Origin of the sequence: Mycobacterium kyogaense (assembly GCF_036946525.1) — a bacterium.
Lineage (GTDB): Bacteria > Actinomycetota > Actinomycetes > Mycobacteriales > Mycobacteriaceae > Mycobacterium > Mycobacterium kyogaense_A.
Window position 1 is genome coordinate 49667 of the sequence record NZ_JAQIIY010000021.1, and the last position, 20571, is coordinate 70237.

Below are 20571 nucleotides of genomic sequence, written 5' to 3' on the forward strand. Positions count from 1 at the left end.
GGTCGAGGTCACGGTCCGCACCGCCACCTACTCGCTCTACCCCGTCAGGGGGTCGCAGTAACCTGGGTCCGTGCCGGATCCCGCGACATACCGACCTGCTCCCGGGTCGATTCCCGTGGAACCGGGGGTCTACCGGTTCCGCGATGCTCATCGCCGGGTCATCTACGTCGGTAAAGCCAAGAGCCTGCGCAGCCGGCTCAACTCGTACTTCGCCGATCTGTCGGGATTGGCGCCGCGCACACGGCAGATGGTGACGACCGCGGCGAGCGTCGAGTGGACCGTGGTGACCACCGAAGTGGAGGCCCTGCAGCTCGAATACAACTGGATCAAGGAATTCGATCCGCGGTTCAACATCCGCTACCGCGACGACAAGTCCTATCCGGTGCTCGCGGTCACGCTGAACGAGGAGTATCCGCGGCTCAAGGTGTACCGCGGTCCGCGGCGTAAGGGCGTCCGGTACTTCGGGCCGTACTCGCACGCCTGGGCGATCCGGGAAACCCTCGATTTGCTCACCCGGGTCTTCCCCGCGCGCACGTGCTCGAACGGAGTGTTCAAGCGGCACAGTCAGATCGGTCGACCCTGCCTGCTGGGCTACATCGACAAGTGCTCGGCTCCGTGTGTCGGACGGGTCAGCGCCGACGAGCACCGCCAGATCGTGGGCGACTTCTGCGACTTCCTCGCCGGCAAGACCGATCGGCTGATCCGCGACATGGAACAGCAGATGAATGCCTCCGCCGAAGAGCTCGACTTCGAGCGCGCCGCGCGACTGCGCGACAACATCGGGGCGATGCGCCGGGCGATGGAGAAGCAGGCCGTCGTGTTCGGGGACGGCACCGACGCCGACGTGGTCGCGTTCGCCGACGACGAGCTCGAGGCCGCTGTGCAGGTGTTCCACGTGCGGGGTGGCCGGGTACGCGGCCAGCGCGGATGGGTGATCGAAAAGTCCGGTGAGCCGGGCGAATCCACGCTGGAGTACCTGGTCGAGCAGTTCCTCACCCAGTTCTACGGCGACCAGGCCGAGCTCGGTGGCGCTGCCGACGACGGCGGTGACGAGACCACCAACCCGGTACCCAAGCAGGTGCTGGTGCCCGTCCTACCCGAGACGGCCCCGGAGCTGGAGACCTGGTTGTGCCAACTGCGCGGGTCGCGGGTATCGCTGCGGGTCGCCCAGCGCGGGGACAAACGTGCGCTGGCCGAGACCGTGCAGCGCAACGCCGAGCAGGCGCTGAATCAGCACAAGCTCAAGCGGGCCGGTGACTTCACCGCGAGAAGTGCTGCGCTGCAGAGTATTCAAGACGCTTTGGGGCTCGAGGATGCCCCGCTGCGTATCGAGTGTGTGGACATCAGCCACGTGCAGGGCACCGACGTGGTGGCCTCGCTCGTGGTCTTCGAGGACGGTCTGCCGCGCAAGTCCGACTACCGGCACTACGCGATTCGCGAGGCCGCCGGGGACGGGCGCTCCGACGACGTCGCCTCGATCGCCGAGGTCACCCGCCGGCGGTTCCACCGCCATCTGCGCGACATCCAGCAGCCCGGCGATCTCCTCGCAGAAGGACGGTCTCGTAGGTTCGCCTACCCGCCCAACCTCTTCGTCGTCGACGGCGGCGCCCCTCAGGTCAACGCCGCCGCGGCTGTGCTCGAGGACCTCGGCGTCACCGACGTCGCGGTGATCGGGTTGGCCAAGAGGCTCGAAGAGGTGTGGGTGCCGTCAGAGCCGGATCCGGTGATCATGCCTCGCAACAGCGACGGGCTGTATCTTCTGCAGCGGGTCCGCGACGAGGCGCACCGGTTCGCGATCAGCTACCACCGCAGCAAGCGATCGAAGCGGATGACGGCCTCGGCGTTGGATTCGGTGAGGGGGCTGGGGGAGCACCGGCGCAAGGCGCTCGTCACGCACTTCGGTTCGCTGGCGCGTCTTCGCCAGGCGTCGGTGGAGGAGATCACGACGGTGCCCGGCATCGGAGTCGCCACCGCGACTGCCGTGCTGGAGGCGCTGGGGGTGACGGCCGAGGCGCCTGCAGCGGAGGCGGTGACCGGACAGGACGCCGACGAGCACGCCGAACACCACGCAGAGGTGGCCCCCATCGACCATGATCGAAGCACGGTGACGGGATGACAGAAGCGGGCATGCACAGCGAATCGGTGGGAATCGACGTGGTCCTGGTGACCGGCCTGTCGGGTGCCGGCCGCGGCACGGCGGCCAAGGTCCTCGAAGACTTGGGCTGGTACGTGGCCGACAACCTGCCGCCGGAGTTGATCGCGCGGATGGTCGACCTCGGACTGGCGGCGGGTTCGCGGATCACGCAGCTGGCCGTGGTGATGGACGTGCGATCCCGCGGGTTCACCGGCGACCTGGCCGGGGTGCGCACCGAGTTGGCGGCCCGGAACATCACTCCCCGGGTGGTGTTCCTCGAAGCGTCCGACGACATGCTGGTGCGCCGCTACGAGCAGAACCGGCGCAGCCATCCGCTGCAGGGCAATCAGACCCTGGCCGAGGGGATCGCCGCAGAGCGTGCGCTGCTCGCCCCGGTGCGGGCAGCCGCCGACCTCGTCATCGACACCTCGTCGCTGTCGGTGCACGGTCTGCGCGACAGCATCGAGCGCGCCTTCGCCGCCGAGACAGTCGCCAACACGAACGTCACCGTCGAATCGTTCGGGTACAAGTACGGGCTGCCGATGGACGCCGACACCGTGATGGACGTGCGATTCCTGCCCAACCCGCACTGGATCGACGAGCTACGCCCGCTCACCGGGCAGCATCCGGAGGTTCGTGACTACGTCCTCGGCCAACCCGGTGCCGTGGACTTCGTGGACTCCTACCATCACCTCTTGGACGTCGTGATCGACGGATACCGGCGGGAGGGGAAGCGCTACATGACCGTGGCCATCGGCTGCACCGGGGGCAAACACCGCAGCGTCGCGATGGCCGAGGCCCTTGCCGACCGGCTCCAGGATGCGGCGCTGACGGTGCGTGTGCTGCACCGGGACCTGGGGCGCGAATGAGTGTGCGCATCGTCGCCCTCGGCGGTGGCCACGGGCTGTATGCGACCCTCTCGGCGGCGCGGCGTCTGACCCCGCACGTCACCGCGATCGTCACGGTGGCCGACGACGGCGGCTCCTCGGGCCGGCTGCGCAGCGAGCTCGACATCGTGCCGCCGGGGGACCTCCGAATGGCGTTGGCGGCCTTGGCTTCTGACAGTCCGCACGGTCGGTTGTGGGCCACCATCATCCAGCACCGCTTCGGGGGCAGCGGCGCGCTGGCCGGGCATCCGATCGGCAATCTGATGCTGGCCGGCCTCAACGAGTTGCTCGCCGATCCGGTGGCCGCGCTCGACGAACTGGGTCGCATCCTGGGCGTGAAGGGCCGGGTGCTGCCGATGTGCCCGATGGGTCTGGGCATCGAGGCCGACGTCGCGGGCCTGGAGTCCGATCCACGGGTCAGCCGCGCGATCCGCGGACAGGTCGCGATCGCGACGACGGTCGGCAAGGTGCGCAGGGTTCGGCTTCTGCCGGGTGATCCGCCGGCCACCCACCAGGCCGTCGACGCGATCATGGACGCCGACCTGGTCGTGCTCGGGCCCGGATCGTGGTTCACCAGCGTCATCCCGCACGTCCTGGTGCCACAGCTGGTGGCCGCATTGCAGAGCACCACCGCGCGGCGCGCGCTGGTGCTCAACCTGGTCGCCGAGCCCGGCGAGACGTCCGGATTCTCCGTCGAGCGTCACATCCACGTGCTGGCGCAGCACGCACCGACCTTCACGGTCAACGACATCATCGTCGACTCGTCGCGGGTGCCCAGCGAGCGCGAGCGCGACCAACTGCGCCGCACCGCGACGATGCTCGAGGCCCGCGTCGAGTTCGCTGACGTGTGCCGACCTGGTACACCTTTACATGACCCGGCGAGGCTGGCGGCGGCGCTGGAGGGCGTGTTGCTCCGGGGCGCAGTGGGGGGCGCGGCCGGGGGTACAGCACCCCCCGGCACACCGCAGACGGTGCCCACGCCGACAGTGAACCGACCGAGAGGTGACGACCCGTGGCGATGACAGCCGAGGTCAAAGACGAGCTCAGCAGGCTCGTGGTGAATTCGGTCAGCGCTCGACGCGCCGAGGTGGCCGCGCTGTTGCGGTTCGCCGGCGGCCTGCACATCGTGTCGGGGCGCGTGGTCGTGGAGGCCGAGGTGGACCTCGGCATCATCGCGCGCCGGCTGCGTAAGGACATCTACGACTTGTACGGCTACCACGCCGTGGTCCATGTGCTCTCGGCCAGCGGTATCCGCAAGAGCACCCGCTACGTGGTGCGCGTCGCCAAGGACGGTGAGGCGCTGGCGCGTCAGACCGGGCTGCTCGATCTGCGCGGCCGACCGGTGCGTGGCCTACCGGCCCAGGTGGTCGGCGGAAGCGTGGCCGACGCCGAAGCTGCTTGGCGCGGAGCGTTTCTCGCTCACGGCTCGCTGACCGAACCGGGCCGTTCCTCGGCCCTGGAGGTGAGCTGCCCCGGCCCCGAAGCGGCGCTGGCGCTCGTCGGTGCGGCCCGTCGGTTGGGCGTGAGCGCCAAGGCGCGTGAGGTGCGGGGCAGCGACCGGGTGGTGGTCCGCGACGGTGAAGCCATCGGAGCGTTGCTGACCCGGATGGGTGCCCAGGACACCCGGCTGACCTGGGAGGAGCGCCGCATGCGCCGCGAGGTGCGTGCGACGGCCAACCGGCTCGCCAATTTCGACGACGCGAACCTGCGCCGCTCCGCCCGCGCCGCGGTGGCCGCGGCCGCCCGGGTGGAGCGGGCGCTGGAGATCCTGGGTGACACCGTGCCCGACCATCTGGCCGCCGCGGGCAGCCTGCGCGTCGCGCACCGGCAGGCGTCGCTGGAGGAGCTGGGCCGGCTGGCCGACCCGCCGATGACGAAAGATGCTGTGGCGGGCCGTATCCGGCGGTTGCTGTCGATGGCCGACCGCAAGGCGAAGATCGACGGCATCCCGGACACCGAGTCGGCCGTCACGCCGGATCTGCTCGAGGACGCCTGAATCTAGCGCTCGAGGAGGTTCTCGAGCGTCTTGCGATCGATCGTGTCGAACTCGTGGTCCTCGACATGCATGTAGTGGCGCACCCGGTTGACGAAGTCGTTGATCGAGGCGTTGAACGCGTCGGTGGCGACGCTGCGCTGTTCCAGTGACAGCGCGGAGGTGATCTCCTGCGCGAACGCGGTGTAGATGACGCGTTGCGCGCTGTCGGCGATGTCGCTCGGCGCCACCAGGCGCAGCTCGGTCAGCAGCGTGATGGCTCGCTTGACGTCGTCCTCGAGGACTCCGGTGGCGCGGATGACCCGGAACAGCACGGCGAGCCGATCCATGCTCTCTGGGATGGAGGGGTCGGACTCGCGGGCCAACGCCAGGAATTCGTCATGGTCGGTGATGCGGGCCAGCCGCTGCGTCATCTGCGCCCACTCGGCTGACAGCTGTTTGAGTCCGGTGCTCGCGACCGAGATCTCCGTCATGGCGGCGACGAATCGGATCGTCGTGTCGCGCAACAGGTCGTATCGTTGCCGCTCCTCGTCGACCACGCTCTGGCGCTCGTGGGTCTTCTTCGCCGTCCAGTAGGTCGCGATGCCGCCCACCATCGTGCCGAGCAGGCTGGCTGAGGCGGTGATCGCCGGGATCACCCAATCGGTCATGGACGGCAGTATCCCGCTCGCCGCCCGAACGCGGCGGGCAACTGGCGACACGCGCTCCACACCAGCAGCCCCGCCTGGATGCCGAGGGCGATCGAGATCATCGAGACGATCGTGACCCCGACGGCGTCGGAGCTGTCGTTGCCGATCAACTCGGTGACGCCGATGAACCCCAGCGAGCCGGGCACCAGCAGCCAGAACCCGGGCAGCAGCAACGTCGCCGCCGACGGCGTGTTCGGCCGGCGCGCCACGAACAGCGCACACAGCGCCAGTGCCAGCCCACCGCCGAAGCCGCTGGCGTAACTGCCCAGCGTCACGTTGCCGGCCAGCTGGCCCGCGTAGGAGACGAACAGGATCAGCAGCATCCAGCCCATGAAGCGGGTCGGCGGGCCGTGGTAGAGGAACAGGCCGACGGCGTAGACGGCGCAGCCCAGCCACGGTGCCCACGGCCCGAAGCGATCCACCACGGCGACGCTGAGTTCACTCGCGGTGAGCCCGACCACCTGGGCGGCGATGAGAATGCCGAAAGCCAACTGCGCCAAGCGCATTGCGCCGGCGATCAGACGGGCCGAGCCCGACACCATGTCGCGGGTGCTGAGTTCGATGACCGCCAGCGTGATCGCCGTACCGGGCAGGAACATCACCAGTGCGGGAGCCAACGCCCGCAGACTGCCCTCGCCCAGGTGCAGCAGCCGGCCGAGCGTGAACGAGCACAACGCGACGGTGAAGGCGGCGAGCACGGGGAGGAGCTGGGTCAGCGGCTCGCTGCGCCGGGCCAGGACGCCCGCCACCCCGACGCCGAACCCGAACAGTGTGGCGGCGCCGAGCGCGACCAGATTGGGCTGCAGAATGAGCGCGAACGCAGCGCTCTGCAGTGTGTACCCGACCACGAACGCCCACGCGCCGAAGCGGGAACCCATCGCCTCGATGCGGGCCAGTTCGGCGAGGCCGTCGGCCGGGCTGACCTCGCCGCGGCGGGCAGCCCCGACGAGCGTGGCCAGCGGAAAAGTCTGGTCGAAGCGCACCTCGGCCTCGGCACTCCTCATCTCCAGCGAGTCACCGCCGCTCAGCTGAATGTGGTTGGGCAGCACCAGCATCTCGCCCTCGACGCCATAGCTCTCGGCGCAGGTGACCAGCGTCGTGCGCACCGTCCCGATCGGATATCCGGCGGCGATCATCGCCGCGCCCAGGCGCGCGAGGAACAGCGTCGGGGTGGCCGGCTGGGTTCTCGCTTCGTCTCCCACCGGCCGCACAGTAAACCCCCTACGGTGGGGTCATGGGCACTTTGCGGGTCGGGCTCGTCGGACCGTACCCACCGTTCGTCACCGACGACGGCGGCTTGGACGCCGAGTTGGTCGTCGCGCTGGGGGAGCGGCTCGGTGACGTGGTCGAGGTCGAGGTCGAGGTCGTCGCCGGGGTCGCGGTCGGCACAGCCGCGGACGGTGCTCTGGCCCGGTTGCGGGCCGGCGAGTACGACTGCGTGCTCGGCGGGCTCACCGTCACCACCGAAGACGGCGTCGCGTTCCTGCCGCCCTATGTGATCACCGGGGAGGGCCTCGCGGTCAACACCCGCAGGCTGCCGCGTGTGCGGTCGGCAGCCGACCTCGGCGAACTGGCGGTGCGCCGCGGCGACCGCAGTCGGTTGGACGTCGACGTCGCCGACCTGGCCTCCGGCGCCTGCGACGCGCTGACCGCGCTGGCGCCGGTGCTGGGCGAACTGGTGCGCGACGTGCCCGATGTCGAGGTGGTCGAGCGCGGCCTGTCGGTGGACGAGATCGCGGTCGCCGTCGCGCAAGGCAACACCGCGCTGATGGCGCGCCTGCAGGTGGCGCAGGCCGAGCTGGAGGAGGACGGCACCCTGCAGCGGCTGCGCCGAAAATGGTTCGGCAATCCGTACGTCGACCAGGCGTCGGCGGTGCGGTAGGGCGGTCGCGGGGCAACCGCGCGCGCGGGTGACCCCACGCACTAGGCTGACCCCGAGCACTTGAACGATGAAGAACAGTTGACCGACGACGAGCACTGCACCGACTGTGGGCAGTTCCACGACCGAGTAGGAGAATGACGTGACGATCCGGGTAGGCGTGAACGGTTTCGGCCGTATCGGGCGCAACTTCTTCCGCGCTCTGGACGCGCAGAAGCAGGCGGGTAAGAACACCGACATCGAGATCATCGCTGTCAACGACCTGACCTCGAACGCGACGCTGGCCCATCTGCTGAAGTTCGACTCGATTCTCGGCCGGTTGCCCTACGACGTCAGCCTCGAAGGCGAGGACACCATCGTCGTCGGCGACACCAAGATCAAGGCTCTCGAAGTCAAGGAAGGCCCGGCCGCGCTGCCCTGGGGCGACCTCGGTGTCGACGTCGTCGTCGAATCCACCGGCATCTTCACCAAACGTGACAAGGCTCAGGGCCACCTCGATGCCGGCGCCAAGAAGGTCATCATCTCGGCGCCCGCCAGCGACGAGGACATCACGATCGTGCTGGGCGTGAACGATGATAAGTACGACGGCAGCCAGAACATCATCTCCAACGCGTCCTGCACCACGAACTGCCTCGGCCCGCTGGCCAAGGTGCTCAACGACGAGTTCGGCATCGTCAAGGGCCTGATGACGACGATCCACGCCTACACCCAGGACCAGAACCTGCAGGACGGCCCGCACGGCGATCTGCGCCGCGCCCGCGCCGCCGCGGTCAACATCGTGCCGACCTCGACCGGCGCCGCCAAGGCCATCGGCCTGGTGCTGCCCGAGCTGAAGGGCAAGCTCGACGGCTACGCGCTGCGCGTGCCGATCCCGACGGGTTCGGTCACCGATCTGACCGCCGAGCTGGCCAAGCCGGGCACCGTCGACGAGATCAACGCCGCGATGAAGGCCGCCGCCGATGGACCGCTCAAGGGCATCCTCAAGTACTACGACGCGCCCATCGTGTCGAGCGACATCGTCACCGACCCGCACAGCTCGCTGTTCGACTCGGGTCTGACCAAGGTCATCGACAACCAGGCCAAGGTCGTCTCCTGGTACGACAACGAGTGGGGCTACTCCAACCGCCTGGTCGACCTGGTCGGCCTGGTCGGCAAGTCGCTGTAGGGGCGAGCGAAGCGACGGGAGATTGGGTAGCGCGATGGGAATCAAGTCCCTCGAAGACCTGCTCGCAGAGGGAGTGTCGGGTCGGGGTGTGCTCGTGCGCTCCGACCTGAACGTCCCTCTCGACGGCGACACGATCACCGATCCCGGCCGCATCATCGCGTCGGTGCCGACGCTGAAGGCGCTGGCCGACGCCGGTGCGAAGGTCGTCGTGACGGCGCACCTGGGCCGACCCAAGGGCGAACCGGATCCGAAGTTCTCGCTGAAGCCGGTGGCCGCGGCGCTGGCCGACGAGCTCGGCCGCCACGTCCAACTCGCCGGCGACGTCGTCGGCAGTGACGCGCTGGCCCGGGCCGAGGGCCTCACCGACGGCGACATCCTGCTGCTCGAGAACATCCGCTTCGACGCGCGGGAGACCAGCAAGGACGACGCCGAGCGCGGCAAGCTCGCCAAGGCGCTCGTCGAGCTGGTCGGCGATGACGGCGCGTTCGTCAGCGACGGTTTCGGTGTGGTGCACCGCAAGCAGGCGTCGGTGTATGACGTCGCAGCGCTGCTTCCTCATTACGCCGGCACGCTGGTCGACACCGAGGTCAAGGTGCTCGCGCAGCTCACCGAATCGACGCAGCGGCCCTACGCCGTTGTGCTGGGCGGGTCGAAGGTGTCGGACAAGCTCGCCGTGATCGAGAACCTCGCCACAAAGGCCGACAGCTTGATCATCGGCGGCGGTATGTGTTTCACCTTCCTTGCCGCACAGGGTCTTTCGGTCGGAAGCTCGCTGCTGGAAGAAAGCATGATCGAGACCTGTCGCAAGCTGCTCGACGACTACGGCGACGTGCTGCACCTGCCGGTGGACATCGTCGTCGCGGAGAAGTTCGCGGCCGACTCGCCCGCCGAGACGGTGGCGGCCGACAAGATCCCCGACGACAAGATGGGCCTCGACATCGGCCCGGAGTCGGTGAAGCGCTTCGCCGCCCTGCTGTCGAACGCCAAGACGATCTTCTGGAACGGCCCCATGGGCGTGTTCGAATTCCCGGCGTTCGCGGCGGGCACCAAGGGGGTGGCCGAGGCCATCATCGGAGCGACCGGCAAGGGCGCGTTCAGTGTCGTCGGCGGCGGCGACTCGGCCGCCGCGGTGCGTCAGCTCGGGTTGCCCGACGACGGTTTCTCGCACATTTCCACCGGTGGCGGTGCGTCGCTGGAATACCTTGAGGGCAAGCAACTGCCCGGCATCGAAGTCCTGGAGACCTGATATGGCACGTAAGCCGCTGATCGCCGGCAACTGGAAGATGAATCTGAACCACTTCGAGGCGATCGCGCTGGTGCAGAAGATCGCATTCTCGTTGCCGGACAAGTACTTCGACCGTGTCGACGTGACCGTGATCCCGCCGTTCACCGACCTGCGCAGCGTGCAGACACTGGTCGACGGCGACAAGCTGCGGCTCACCTACGGGGCGCAGGACGTCTCGCAGCACGACTCGGGCGCCTACACCGGTGAGGTCAGCGGTGCGTTCCTGGCCAAGCTGGGGTGCTCGTTCGCCGTCGTCGGCCACTCGGAGCGCCGCACCTATCACCACGAGGACGACGCGCTGGTGGCTGCGAAGGCCGCGGCCGCGCTCAAGCACGGGCTGACACCGATCGTCTGCATCGGTGAGCCGCTCGAGGTCCGCGAGGCGGGCGATCACGTCGAGTTCAACGTGACGTCGCTACGTGGCTCGCTGGCCGGGCTCTCCGCCGAGCAGATCAGCAAGACCGTCATCGCCTACGAACCGGTGTGGGCGATCGGTACAGGCCGAGTGGCCAGCGCCGCCGATGCGCAGGAGGTGTGCGCCGCCATCCGCAAGGAGCTGGGGGAGCTCGCCTCCGCGGAGATCGCGGCGGGCGTGCGGGTGCTCTACGGCGGCTCGGTGAACGCCAAGAACATCGGCGAGCTCATCGGGCAGGGCGATGTCGACGGCGCGCTGGTCGGCGGCGCCTCGCTGGACGGCGAGCAGTTCGCCACGCTGTCGGCGATCGCCGCAGGCGGCCCGCTGCCCTGATCGGAACTACGCCCACACCGACGTTTGGGCGCATTCTTTCGAGACGGGCACGCCATTTCGTCGATCTCGGCACGGCCGGGGCGTGATTGGCTGCCGGCGATCGGCGCCCTGTAGTCTGGCGGCCATGGAATTGGCCCTGCAGATCATCCTGGTCGTGACCAGCGTGCTGGTCGTGCTCTTGGTTCTGCTGCACCGCGCCAAGGGTGGCGGTCTGTCCAGCCTCTTCGGTGGCGGCGTCCAATCCAGCCTCTCGGGCTCCACCGTGGTCGAGAAGAACCTGGACCGGTTGACGCTGTTCATCACCGGCATCTGGGTGGTCTCGATCATCGGCATGGCGCTGCAGATCAAGTACAGCTGACACGGCTCACGCCAGCGCTCTGAGCACCGCCTCGGCGGCTCGTCGCCCGCTGACCAGCGCACCCTGAATCGACGCGGTGTCGCGGTGATCGCCGCACACCCACAGTCCCGACGGATCGCGCACCGGCTTGCGCACGACCAGCGGCGGCGGCTGAGGCGGTAGAGCGTCGGGCACCACATGCCGGATCACCGGCTGCCACTGCGTTCCGGCGACCCCCAGGATCGTGGCCGCATGCGCCCGCATCTGCTCCTCCGTCGGCTCCGGACGTCCGGGACCGAGCAAAGCTGACGCGGCGACCAGGTGCCGGCCCGCCGGCGCGTAACTGGGCGCGGCCGCACTGATGACGGCGGTGTTCACCACCGGCCCGGTCGCGCCGGGCCTGCCGTCCACCCACAGCATGGGTGGACCGTGCCACGGCTCGTCGGTGGCCCACCAGTCTGTGACGACGCCGTGCATCGTGACGGGGGTGCCGCCGACCCACTGCGCGGCCTGCGGCGCGTCGGTGGCGACCACCACCTCGCGGGCGTTCACCCGGCTTCCGTCCTCGGCCCGCACCTGCCATCCCGAGCCGGCCCGCGTGATCTCGACGACCCGGCGGTGCGGGACGACGCGCTCGCCCAGCGGGGCGGCCAGCTGGCGGGGCAGCGCCGCCATACCCCCGGCCGGGAGTGCCGGCACGCCCAGCGCGAACGTGCGCACCAGCAGCAGCGCGAAGGCATTCGACGTCGTCCCGGAATCCTCGAGCACGACCCCGGACAGGAACCGGTCGATCACTCGCCGCAGCTCGCCGGAGACCCCGCTTCGGTCCAGCGCGGCAACCAGCGAGGTGTCGCCGCCCCGCTTGAGATGCCCCGGGCGCAGCGCACCGTGGGCCCAGCGCGTCAGCGCCACCACATCTCGCGGCGCCACCGCACGGCGCGCCAGCATGGCCGGCACCCGCGACGGGGACCGCAGCGGATGCGCCAGAACGACGTCGCCGCGCTCGCGCCGTACCCCCACCCCGGCGCCGAACGCCTGCAACCGCAGCGCGGCGACGTCGACGCACCGGCCCAGTTCCGGGTAGGCGGGATTGAGGACCTGAAATCCTCGGTCGCACCGGAATCCGTCGACGACGTCGGTCCGGATCCGACCCCCGACGTCGTCGTCGGCCTCCCACACCTGCACGTCGCGTCCTGCGTCGGCAAGCATCGACGCACACCGCAAGCCGGCCAGACCTGCGCCGACGACGACGACCTCGGCTTCCGTGACTGCGGTGGCTTCGGGCACGCTCATCCAGCCACGCTACCGTGGCCCCTCAACGTCGTGCGGCCCGCGGATACCAACGCCCCCCGTACACGGTGCCGAGCACCTCGATGTCCTTGAGCCGCAACGGTTCCACCGCATAGGGGTCTTCGGCGAGGACCGTGAAGTCGGCCCGCTTACCCGCTTCGATGCTGCCCAGCTCGTGCTCGAGCCGCCACGAGTAGGCCGCCTCGATCGTCACCGCGCGCAGCGCGTCGTGCACGTCGATACGTTGCTCCGGTCCGGCGATTCGTCCCGACGGCGTCGTCCGGGTGGCGCCGCACCAGGCCAGGGTCAGCGGCGCGGCCGGGCCCATCGGCAGGTCCGAGTGGAACGACAGCGGGATCCCGCGTGCCAGCACCGACGCCGCCCTCACCATTGCGTCGGCCCGCCGCGGGCCGAGCCCGTGGGCGGCGTACTTGTCGGCGAAACCCACGGGGTAGTACGAGTTGGCCGACACGATCGCGCCCAGGGCGCCGATGCGGTCGATTTGCTCTTCGGTCGAGTTGGCGAAGTGGACGATGACCGTGCGGTGGTCGGTCCGGGGGTGCTCGGCCATGCAGTTCTCGATCGTGTCGAGGACGAGGTCCAGCGCGGCGTCGCCGTTGACGTGGATGTGGAGTTGCCAGTCGGCGTTCCAGTAGGCACGGGCGAAGGCGCGGAACACGTCGGGCTGCATCATCCACTCGCCGTGGTGGCACAGGTCCGGATGGCCGTCGTCGTCGAGGTAGGGGTCGCGCATCTGCATGAGCTGGCTGATGATCGCGCCGTCGGCGAACAGCTTCACGTGGCGCGGCAGCAGCCGGCACTTGCCGGTGTCGGCCCGCGCAATCTGGCGTTCGGCGTCGGCGACCGCGTCGTGCGGGTCCATCCCCGCATCGGCCTGGCTGCGGGCGTCGACCAGGAACGTCGACGTCATCGGGGTGTCCTCGGCACCCAGGATCTGCTGATAGAGCTCCCACGGTTCGAGGTCCCACAGGATGCCGGGCTCGTTGAACGCGATCACGCCGTTGCCGTGCAGGTAATCGACCATCTGGCGTAGCCCGGCGGCGAGCCGTTCGGGGGTCAGGAAGTGTGGCGACAGCAGCGGCAGCAGCAGGTTCATGCCCATCTCCCACCAGTGCCCGGCCGCGACGTCGACCATCGCGTCGGCCGGGCCGTGACCGGTCATCGACTCAGCTGTGATGCCCAGCGCGTCGATGGCCGCGGAATTGAGGAACCACTCGTGGCAGCTGCGCTGCCACACCGCGACGGGGCGGACCGCGCTGATCCGGTCCAGTGCTGCGCGATCGAGGGGGCCGTGCCACAGCCGGTGATAACCCCAGCTGAACAGCCATTCGCCGGGTGGAGTCGCGGATTCTGCCTCGTCCAGCCGGGTGCGGTACTCCTGCGGGGTCGTGGCCGCCGGGCAGAAACGTGCGGGCAGATCCCAGTCCTCGGTCGCGATGACCGCCGTGACGAGCGTGGTCGCGCCGAGAACGGGGTGCAGGTGCTGGTCGATCAGGCCCGGCATCAGGACGGCGTCGCCGAAGTCGACGGCCTCGACCCCACTGGGGACGTCGCCCACCACCGTGATGCGATCCCCGTCAACGGTGACGGCCGTCGCCCGGGGGCGGGCGGGATCCATGGTGATCACGGTGCGGGCGCGGAAGACGGTCACGCGCCCATCCTCGCCCCGCGGGGTGGCCTCGCCCTGCGGCGCGCCCGGGCGGGTCGGATAATCGGACGATGTCTCACGCACCCAGCGCGCCCGACGCGGCACTCGAACCCATCGGAGCCGTCCAACGCACCCAGGTGGGCCGGGAGGCGACCGAGCCGATGCGGGAGGACATCCGTCTGCTGGGTGCGATCCTCGGCGACACCGTGCGCGAACAGAACGGCGACGAGACGTTCGGCCTCATCGAGCAGGCCCGGGTCGAGTCGTTCCGGGTGCGCCGCTCGGAGATCGACCGCGCCGAGCTGGCACAACTGTTCGACGGCATCGATGCCCGGCGGGCGATCCCGGTGATTCGCGCGTTCACCCATTTCGCGTTGCTGGCCAACGTCGCCGAGGACATCCACCGGGAACGCCGCCGCGCCGTACACGTGGCTGCCGGGGAACCGCCATTGAACAGCACCCTGGCCGCGACCTACCTCAAGCTGGACGACGCCGACCTCGACAGCACAGAGGTGGCCGACGCACTCGACGGTGCGCTGGTGGCCCCGGTCATCACCGCACATCCCACCGAGACACGGCGACGCACGGTGTTCGACACCCAGCACCGCATCACCGAGTTGATGCGGATGCGGCTGCGCGGGCTCACCCACACCGAGGACGGCCGCGACATCGAGCACGAGTTGCGCCGCCACATCCTGACGCTGTGGCAGACCGCGCTGATCCGGTTGTCCCGGCTGAAGATCTCCGACGAGATCGAGACCGGTCTGCGGTACTACCCGGCGGCGTTCCTGGAGGTCATCCCGCGGGTCAACGCCGAGGTGCGGGCCGCGCTGCAGAGTCGCTGGCCCGATGCGGACCTGCTCCGGGAACCGATCCTGCGCCCGGGCTCCTGGATCGGCGGCGACCGGGACGGCAACCCGAACGTGACCGGCGAGATCGTCCGGATGGCCACCGGCAGTGCGGCTTTCACCGCCTTCACGCACTACTTCACCGAGCTCACCGCACTCGAGCAGGAACTGTCGATGTCGGTCCGGCTGGTCCATGTCAGTGACGAACTGGCCGCCTTGGCCGACGCCTGCACGGAGCCGGCCCGCGCCGACGAGCCCTACCGGCGCGCGTTGCGCGTGGTGCACGCGCGGTTGACCGCCACCGCCGGCCAGATCCTGGACCGGCAACCCGAACACCAACTCGACCTCGGCATGACGCCCTACGAAACGCCCGCGGAGCTGTCCGCTGATCTCGCCGCCATCGATGCCTCGCTGCGGGCCAACGGCAGCGCGGTGATCGCCGACGACCGGTTGTCTCGGCTGCGGGAAGCTGTGCATGTCTTCGGTTTTCACCTCAGTGGTCTGGACATGCGGCAGAACTCCGACATGCACGAGGAGGTGGTCGCCGAGCTGCTGGCCTGGGCGGGCGTCCACTCCGACTACGCCTCGCTGAGCGAGGACGAGCGGGTCGAGGTGCTGGCCGCCGAGCTCGCCACCCGCCGCCCGCTCATCGGCCCGGGTGCGCAGCTGTCCGAGCTGGCCCGCAAGGAACTCGACATCGTGATCGCAGCCGCACGTGCGGTGCACGTGTTCGGTCCCGCCGCGGTGCCCAACTACATCATCTCGATGTGCCAGTCGGTGTCGGACATGCTCGAGGCGGCGCTGCTATTGAAAGAGGCGGGGCTGCTGGACGTTTCGGGTGAGCACCCCTACGCGCCGGTCGGTATCGTGCCGCTGTTCGAGACGATCGATGACCTGCAGCGTGGGTCGGCGATCATGGAGGCGGCGCTGGATCGTCCGCTCTACCGGGCCATGGTGGCCGCCCGCGGCGACAGCCAGGAGGTCATGCTCGGGTACTCCGACTCGAACAAGGACGGCGGGTACCTCGCCGCGAACTGGGCGCTGTACCGGGCCGAGCTGGATCTCGTCGAGATGGCTCGCACCGCCGGAATCCGGTTGCGGCTCTTCCACGGTCGCGGCGGCACCGTCGGCCGTGGCGGCGGACCGAGCTACGACGCGATCCTCGCGCAGCCGCCGGGCGCGGTGAACGGGTCGCTGCGGATCACCGAGCAGGGCGAGGTGATCGGCGCGAAGTACGCCGAACCCCGCATAGCCCACCGCAACCTGGAGACGCTGCTGGCCGCCACGCTGGAGGCCACGCTGCTCGACGTCGAAGGACTCGGCGACGAAGCCGAACCGGCCTACGCCGTCCTCGATGACCTGGCTGCCCGTGCGCAGCGTGCGTACGCCGAATTGGTCCACGAGACACCGGGTTTCGTCGACTACTTCAAGGCTTCGACGCCGGTCAGCGAGATCGGCGCCCTCAACATCGGCAGCCGGCCCACCTCGCGCAAACCCACCACGTCGATCTCGGACCTGCGAGCGATCCCGTGGGTGCTGGCCTGGAGCCAGTCGCGTGTCATGCTGCCCGGCTGGTACGGCACCGGCACCGCGTTCGAGGACTACATCGGCGACGGCCCCGACAGCGATGCACGGCTGGAGGTGCTGCAGGACCTGTACCGGCGGTGGCCGTTCTTCGCGACCGTGCTGTCGAATATGGCTCAGGTGCTGGCGAAGTCGGATCTGGGACTGGCGGCGCGCTATGCCGAACTGGTCGACGACGTCGAGCTGCGGCACCGGGTGTTCGACAAGATCGTCGACGAACACGCCCGCACGATCCGGATGCACAAGCTCATCACCGGTCAGGACGACCTGCTGGCCGACAACCCCGCGCTGGCGCGGTCGGTGTTCAACCGCTTCCCGTACCTGGAGCCGCTGAACCACCTGCAGGTCGAACTGTTGCGCCGTTATCGCTCGGGCGACGAGGACGAGCTAGTGCAGCGCGGAATCCTGCTCACGATGAGTGGACTGGCGACGGCCCTGCGCAACAGCGGCTGAGAGCGGCTAGGTCATCACCCCGCGAGAAGGCCCTTCGCGACGTGCGTCACCTGGATCTCGTTGCTCCCCGCGTAGATCATCAGCGACTTGGCGTCGCGGGCGAGCTGCTCGACCCGATACTCGGCCATGTACCCGTTCCCGCCGAAGAGCTGGACCGCCTCCATCGCCACGTCGGTAGCGGCCTTCGTGGAATAGAGCTTCATCGCCGACGATTCGGCCAGTGACGGGATCTTGCCTGCGGCGAAACTCTCCAGCGCGTTGAACACCATGTTCTGTACGTTCAGCCGCGCGATCTCCATCTCGGCCAGCTTCAGTTGGATCAGCTGGAATCTGCCGATCTCTTGACCCCACAGAGTCCGCGACTTGGCGTAGTCGACGGACAGACGGTGGCACTCGTTGATGATCCCCAGTGACAGGACGGCGCAACCGACCCGCTCCACGATGAAACTCGAACGGGCGCTGTCGCGGCCGTCACCGCCCTTGTGATCCTCGGTCTCTCCGAGCAGCCGGTCCCGCGTGAGCCGGACGTTGTCGAAGAACAGCTCACCCGTGGGGGAGGAGTGCATGCCCATCTTCTTGAACGGCTTGCCCTGCGTCAGGCCCTCCATCCCCGTGTCGAGGACGAAGGTCAGCACCTTCCGATCCCTCTTGTCGGCCTGATCGCCCTCGTCGAGCTTGGCGTAGACGACGATGACGTCGGCGTACGGCCCGTTGGTGATGAAGGTCTTCTGCCCGTTGAGGATGTAGTCGTCGCCGTCGCGGCGGACGTAGGTCTTCATCCCGCCGAACGCGTCGGAGCCGGAGTCGGGCTCGGTGATCGCCCACGCCGCCACCTTGTTCAGCGTGACGATGTCCTTGAGCCAGCGCTGCTTCTGGGCCAGGGTCCCGCGGCTCGCGATCGTCGCCGCACCGAGGCCGAGGCTGACGCCGACGGCGGCCACGCTACCGAGGGTGACGCCGGTGAGCTCACTGATCAGCACTGCGGCCATGCTGCCCTGGGCTGCCAGCGGGTTGCCGCCGGACTTGCCGTTCGACGTGGGTTCGGACTCGCCCGCGGCGATCCGGTCGGCCTTCTCCTGTTCCTTGGCCTGTTCTTTCGCGAGCATCTTGTCGACCGTCTCGTCGATCAACGCATCGAGGCCGAACTCCTTGAAGAGCTTGCGCATGATGTCGTACGGCGGCAGGTCGCCGTGCTCGAGTTCGTCGATGTGGGGACGGATCTCCCGGTCGATGAAGGTGCGCACGGAATCGCGGATCATCTCGTCGGTCTCAGACCATTCGAACATTTTCTCTTCTCCTTGTGATTCAGGGCAGCCGAGCGGCGATGTCGTCGATGGCCCACGCCTCGTCGGTTTCGATGGTCTTGACGTCGTGCCAGCCGGCGAGCTCGCTGATGGCACCGCCCTGCACGGCGAACACCTTGCCCGTGATCGGGCACTGGGCGGTCGCGAGGTACGCGACCAGCGGGGAGATGTTGGCGGGACTGAAGGCGTCGAAGCCACCCTCGGCGTCGGCGTCGGCCGCCTCAGCGGCCATCAACGCGCCCATGCCCGGAGTCGCCAGCGTCAGCCGTGTGCGGGCGATCGGCGCGATCGCGTTGGCCCGCACACCGTAGCGTTGCAGCTCGTCTGCGGCGACCAGCGTCAGGGCAGCGATACCCGCCTTGGCCGCACCGTAATTCGCTTGTCCCGCATTGGGAACGGTCACACCCGATGCCGAGGCTGTGTTGACGATCGCGGCGTCGGGCTGGCGCCCGGCCTTCGACTCGGCCTTCCAGTAGGTCGCGGCGTGCCGGATGACCGAGAAGTGGCCCTTGAGGTGCACGGCCACCACGGCATCCCAATCGGACTCCGCCAGTGCCGGGATGAACCCGTCGCGGAGGATGCCCGCGTTGTTGACCACGACGTCGAGCCTGCCGAACTCGTCGATGGCCTGGGCCACCAGCGCCTCGGCGCCCGCCCAGGTCGCGATGTTTCCGGTGTTCACCACGGCACGTCCGCCGGCGGCGACGATGTCGTCGACGGTCTCCTGTGCGGGTGTGACGTCTGCGCCGTCCCCGCTGTTGCTGCCACCGAGGTCGTTGACCACGACGGCGGCACCTTCGTGGGCGAACAGCAGAGCGTGTTCGCGACCGATACCGCGACCGGCGCCGGTGATGACGGCCACGCGACCTTCCAAGGCCCCCATGTCTTCTCCTTCGATTCACTACTTAGGTTTCGCCGTCACGATCGGGTGTGACACGTGATGGCGGGATCAGTCGGTGATCTCGGCGATGCCGTTGCTCAGTACCACGTCGTCACCGCGGACCGTCTCGAATGCGTATGTGGTCACGCCATTTTCGGTGTCGACGCGCCAGATCCGGGTCGACAGGTCGTCGCCGGGGAAGACGAACTTCGAGAACCGTACGGCCAGGCGCTTCACCCTGGCCACGTCAGAACCGGCGACCTCGGAGACGATTCCCCAGCCCGCCATCGCCATTGTGCACAGGCCGTGGGCGATGATGCCCGGAAGACCGGCGTCCTTGGCGATCTCCTCGTCCAAGTGCAGCGGCACCGGATCGCCCGAAGCCGGTGCGTACCGGAAGGTCTGGTCGTTGTCGACGTGGGCGGTCACGGTCGCCGCCGGCGCCCCCTCCTTGACCTCGGTGTGCGACGCGATCACGGGGATCGCTTCGCCGACCTTCTCGCCCGCGTCGACGCCGCGGAAGAAGCCCGAGAGGTACTGCTCGTTGACGAGGTCACCCGAGACCTCGTCGTGGCAGGTGAGGTGGATGTAGACCAGTGCACCGGTGGACTTGGTCTCCCAGCCGATCACGCGCCCCCGAGCCACCAGCGTGTCACCCGGCGTGATCGGACGGTGAAAGTGGAAATCCTGCTCGCCGTGCGTGATCCGGCCGAAGATGCTCATCGGGACCACGTCCACGGCCGGTGCCATCAACGCGTCGAACGCCGGCACGATGGCGAACACCGGCGAGCCGACGTCGCCGGCGAGGTGCGCGGGGATCGGGTCATTGGTCGCCGCGGCGTACTCCGCGAGCCGTTCGCGAGTGACCTCGAAACGCTCCTCGTCGGACCACAGGTTGAGACCTGCGCGGTCGAATTCGTGCCGATCGCCCACCTCAGGCACCGGTGGCGAGCGCGGCGAGCTTGTCGAGCGACTCCTGGATCTGCTTGGTGCCGTCCTTCTCGACCGCCTTGCCGAGTGCACCCTTGATCAGCGCGCCCTCGAAATCGCCCGCCACCCGCACGTCCGTACTGTCGCCGGACGGTGTCAGTTCGAAGGAGAAGTCTGCCTTCACTCCCGCCATGCCGGTGCCGGACAGGACCAGCTTGTTGTCCGTCACCTCCTCGACGACCCACTCGATCTTGTTCGCCATGCCGAGCATGAAGATCTTCGCGGTGAGGTTGGCTCCGGCGGTCAGCTTGGCAGGCGGCTCCACCATCCAGCGCTCGTGGATGGTGAACCACTCGCCCCACGTGTTCGGGTCGCTGATCACCTCGATCAGTGTGGCCGAAGATGCTGCGAGAGTGGCGGTCTGCTCGATGTGGCCCATGTCGATGGTCTCCTTGTTCTCGGAAATCTGATTGGTGTGTCGGTGGGGCAGTGACGT

At 68.6% G+C, this 20571-nt stretch carries 18 protein-coding genes; 10 read left to right on the forward strand and 8 right to left on the reverse strand.

Features of this window, described 5'->3' with window-relative positions; all coding sequences use genetic code 11:
• Nucleotides 1-70 precede the first annotated feature (70 nt).
• Genes uvrC through whiA form a run of 4 tightly spaced genes read left to right on the forward strand, consistent with a single transcriptional unit; the run spans nucleotide 71 to nucleotide 5017 of the window.
• Nucleotides 71-2116 (forward strand): excinuclease ABC subunit UvrC, encoded by a 2046-nt coding sequence (gene uvrC / locus PGN37_RS18385; protein WP_335332440.1) that lies wholly within the window; start codon nucleotides 71-73, stop codon nucleotides 2114-2116.
• A complete protein-coding gene (rapZ, locus tag PGN37_RS18390) occupies nucleotides 2113-3003 on the forward strand; it encodes an RNase adapter RapZ (RefSeq protein ID WP_335332441.1) in 891 nt (296 codons plus the stop codon). The genes uvrC and rapZ overlap by 4 nt, the downstream gene beginning before the upstream one ends.
• Nucleotides 3000-4043 carry a uridine diphosphate-N-acetylglucosamine-binding protein YvcK gene (yvcK, locus tag PGN37_RS18395; protein WP_335332442.1) on the forward strand — a complete coding sequence of 348 codons (1044 nt, stop codon included), beginning with the start codon at nucleotides 3000-3002 and terminating at the stop codon, nucleotides 4041-4043. Before rapZ ends, yvcK begins: the two co-directional genes overlap by 4 nt.
• Nucleotides 4040-5017 carry a DNA-binding protein WhiA gene (whiA, locus tag PGN37_RS18400; protein ID WP_110797908.1) on the forward strand — a complete coding sequence of 326 codons (978 nt, stop codon included), beginning with the start codon at nucleotides 4040-4042 and terminating at the stop codon, nucleotides 5015-5017. The genes yvcK and whiA overlap by 4 nt, the downstream gene beginning before the upstream one ends.
• Before the next feature lie 2 nt (nucleotides 5018-5019).
• Here the strand turns inward: whiA and PGN37_RS18405 are convergent, their stop codons facing one another.
• Both PGN37_RS18405 and PGN37_RS18410 read right to left on the reverse strand, forming a co-directional pair.
• Nucleotides 5020-5664 carry a hypothetical protein gene (locus PGN37_RS18405; RefSeq protein WP_335332443.1) on the reverse strand — a complete coding sequence of 215 codons (645 nt, stop codon included), beginning with the start codon at nucleotides 5662-5664 and terminating at the stop codon, nucleotides 5020-5022.
• On the reverse strand, nucleotides 5661-6905 hold the full coding sequence (locus tag PGN37_RS18410; RefSeq protein ID WP_335332444.1) for a threonine/serine ThrE exporter family protein: 1245 nt from the start codon (nucleotides 6903-6905) through the stop codon (nucleotides 5661-5663). Before PGN37_RS18410 ends, PGN37_RS18405 begins: the two co-directional genes overlap by 4 nt.
• A gap of 32 nt (nucleotides 6906-6937) precedes the next feature.
• On the opposite strand from PGN37_RS18410, the gene PGN37_RS18415 reads away from it, so the two are divergent.
• From PGN37_RS18415 to secG, 5 genes are all read left to right on the forward strand, one after another.
• On the forward strand, nucleotides 6938-7585 hold the full coding sequence (locus PGN37_RS18415; protein WP_335332445.1) for a transporter substrate-binding domain-containing protein: 648 nt from the start codon (nucleotides 6938-6940) through the stop codon (nucleotides 7583-7585).
• Between the two features lie 139 nt (nucleotides 7586-7724).
• Nucleotides 7725-8747, forward strand: a complete 1023-nt coding sequence (gene gap / locus PGN37_RS18420; protein ID WP_335332446.1) for a type I glyceraldehyde-3-phosphate dehydrogenase — start codon at nucleotides 7725-7727, stop codon at nucleotides 8745-8747.
• 34 nt (nucleotides 8748-8781) lie between these two features.
• Nucleotides 8782-9993 (forward strand): phosphoglycerate kinase, encoded by a 1212-nt coding sequence (locus PGN37_RS18425; protein WP_335332447.1) that lies wholly within the window; start codon nucleotides 8782-8784, stop codon nucleotides 9991-9993.
• 1 nt (nucleotide 9994) lies between these two features.
• Nucleotides 9995-10780: a triose-phosphate isomerase gene (gene tpiA / locus PGN37_RS18430; protein WP_335332448.1), complete on the forward strand. Its 786-nt coding sequence runs from the start codon at nucleotides 9995-9997 to the stop codon at nucleotides 10778-10780.
• Nucleotides 10781-10904: 124 nt separating this feature from the next.
• A complete protein-coding gene (gene secG, locus PGN37_RS18435; RefSeq protein WP_046361928.1) occupies nucleotides 10905-11138 on the forward strand; it encodes a preprotein translocase subunit SecG in 234 nt (77 codons plus the stop codon).
• Between the two features lie 6 nt (nucleotides 11139-11144).
• Here secG and PGN37_RS18440 read toward each other — a convergent pair whose 3' ends face one another.
• Nucleotides 11145-12410, reverse strand: a complete 1266-nt coding sequence (locus tag PGN37_RS18440) for an FAD-dependent oxidoreductase (RefSeq protein ID WP_335332449.1) — start codon at nucleotides 12408-12410, stop codon at nucleotides 11145-11147.
• 22 nt (nucleotides 12411-12432) lie between these two features.
• Nucleotides 12433-14079, reverse strand: a complete 1647-nt coding sequence (locus PGN37_RS18445) for an amidohydrolase (protein WP_335332450.1) — start codon at nucleotides 14077-14079, stop codon at nucleotides 12433-12435.
• Between the two features lie 68 nt (nucleotides 14080-14147).
• Between PGN37_RS18445 and ppc the strand changes: the two genes are divergently transcribed.
• Nucleotides 14148-16961, forward strand: coding sequence for a phosphoenolpyruvate carboxylase (ppc, locus tag PGN37_RS18450; RefSeq protein WP_335332451.1), 2814 nt, complete (start codon nucleotides 14148-14150; stop codon nucleotides 16959-16961).
• Between the two features lie 14 nt (nucleotides 16962-16975).
• Here ppc and PGN37_RS18455 read toward each other — a convergent pair whose 3' ends face one another.
• The 4 genes from PGN37_RS18455 to PGN37_RS18470 all read right to left on the reverse strand — a co-directional run bounded on the left by PGN37_RS18455 (nucleotide 16976) and on the right by PGN37_RS18470 (nucleotide 20514).
• On the reverse strand, nucleotides 16976-18247 hold the full coding sequence (locus PGN37_RS18455) for an acyl-CoA dehydrogenase family protein (protein WP_335332452.1): 1272 nt from the start codon (nucleotides 18245-18247) through the stop codon (nucleotides 16976-16978).
• A 19-nt stretch (nucleotides 18248-18266) separates the two neighbouring features.
• Nucleotides 18267-19148, reverse strand: coding sequence for an SDR family oxidoreductase (locus PGN37_RS18460; protein WP_335332453.1), 882 nt, complete (start codon nucleotides 19146-19148; stop codon nucleotides 18267-18269).
• Between the two features lie 66 nt (nucleotides 19149-19214).
• A complete protein-coding gene (locus tag PGN37_RS18465; protein WP_335332454.1) occupies nucleotides 19215-20078 on the reverse strand; it encodes a MaoC/PaaZ C-terminal domain-containing protein in 864 nt (287 codons plus the stop codon).
• 1 nt (nucleotide 20079) lies between these two features.
• Entirely contained in the window at nucleotides 20080-20514 is a 435-nt protein-coding gene (locus PGN37_RS18470; protein WP_335332455.1) for a type II toxin-antitoxin system Rv0910 family toxin, read from the reverse strand.
• Nucleotides 20515-20571 lie beyond the last annotated feature (57 nt).

What these genes read in the sequence shown, in the direction of transcription:
- ppc (WP_335332451.1), top strand. Translation starts at nt 14,148, where the DNA reads ATGTCTCACGCACCCAGCGCGCCCGACGCGGCACTCGAACCCATCGGA.
- PGN37_RS18460 (WP_335332453.1), bottom strand. Translation starts at nt 19,148, where the DNA reads ATGGGGGCCTTGGAAGGTCGCGTGGCCGTCATCACCGGCGCCGGTCGC.
- PGN37_RS18440 (WP_335332449.1), bottom strand. Translation starts at nt 12,410, where the DNA reads ATGAGCGTGCCCGAAGCCACCGCAGTCACGGAAGCCGAGGTCGTCGTC.
- PGN37_RS18455 (WP_335332452.1), bottom strand. Translation starts at nt 18,247, where the DNA reads ATGTTCGAATGGTCTGAGACCGACGAGATGATCCGCGATTCCGTGCGC.
- yvcK (WP_335332442.1), top strand. Translation starts at nt 3,000, where the DNA reads ATGAGTGTGCGCATCGTCGCCCTCGGCGGTGGCCACGGGCTGTATGCG.
- secG (WP_046361928.1), top strand. Translation starts at nt 10,905, where the DNA reads ATGGAATTGGCCCTGCAGATCATCCTGGTCGTGACCAGCGTGCTGGTC.
- PGN37_RS18425 (WP_335332447.1), top strand. Translation starts at nt 8,782, where the DNA reads ATGGGAATCAAGTCCCTCGAAGACCTGCTCGCAGAGGGAGTGTCGGGT.
- PGN37_RS18415 (WP_335332445.1), top strand. Translation starts at nt 6,938, where the DNA reads ATGGGCACTTTGCGGGTCGGGCTCGTCGGACCGTACCCACCGTTCGTC.
- PGN37_RS18470 (WP_335332455.1), bottom strand. Translation starts at nt 20,514, where the DNA reads ATGGGCCACATCGAGCAGACCGCCACTCTCGCAGCATCTTCGGCCACA.
- tpiA (WP_335332448.1), top strand. Translation starts at nt 9,995, where the DNA reads ATGGCACGTAAGCCGCTGATCGCCGGCAACTGGAAGATGAATCTGAAC.
- whiA (WP_110797908.1), top strand. Translation starts at nt 4,040, where the DNA reads ATGACAGCCGAGGTCAAAGACGAGCTCAGCAGGCTCGTGGTGAATTCG.
- rapZ (WP_335332441.1), top strand. Translation starts at nt 2,113, where the DNA reads ATGACAGAAGCGGGCATGCACAGCGAATCGGTGGGAATCGACGTGGTC.
- PGN37_RS18405 (WP_335332443.1), bottom strand. Translation starts at nt 5,664, where the DNA reads ATGACCGATTGGGTGATCCCGGCGATCACCGCCTCAGCCAGCCTGCTC.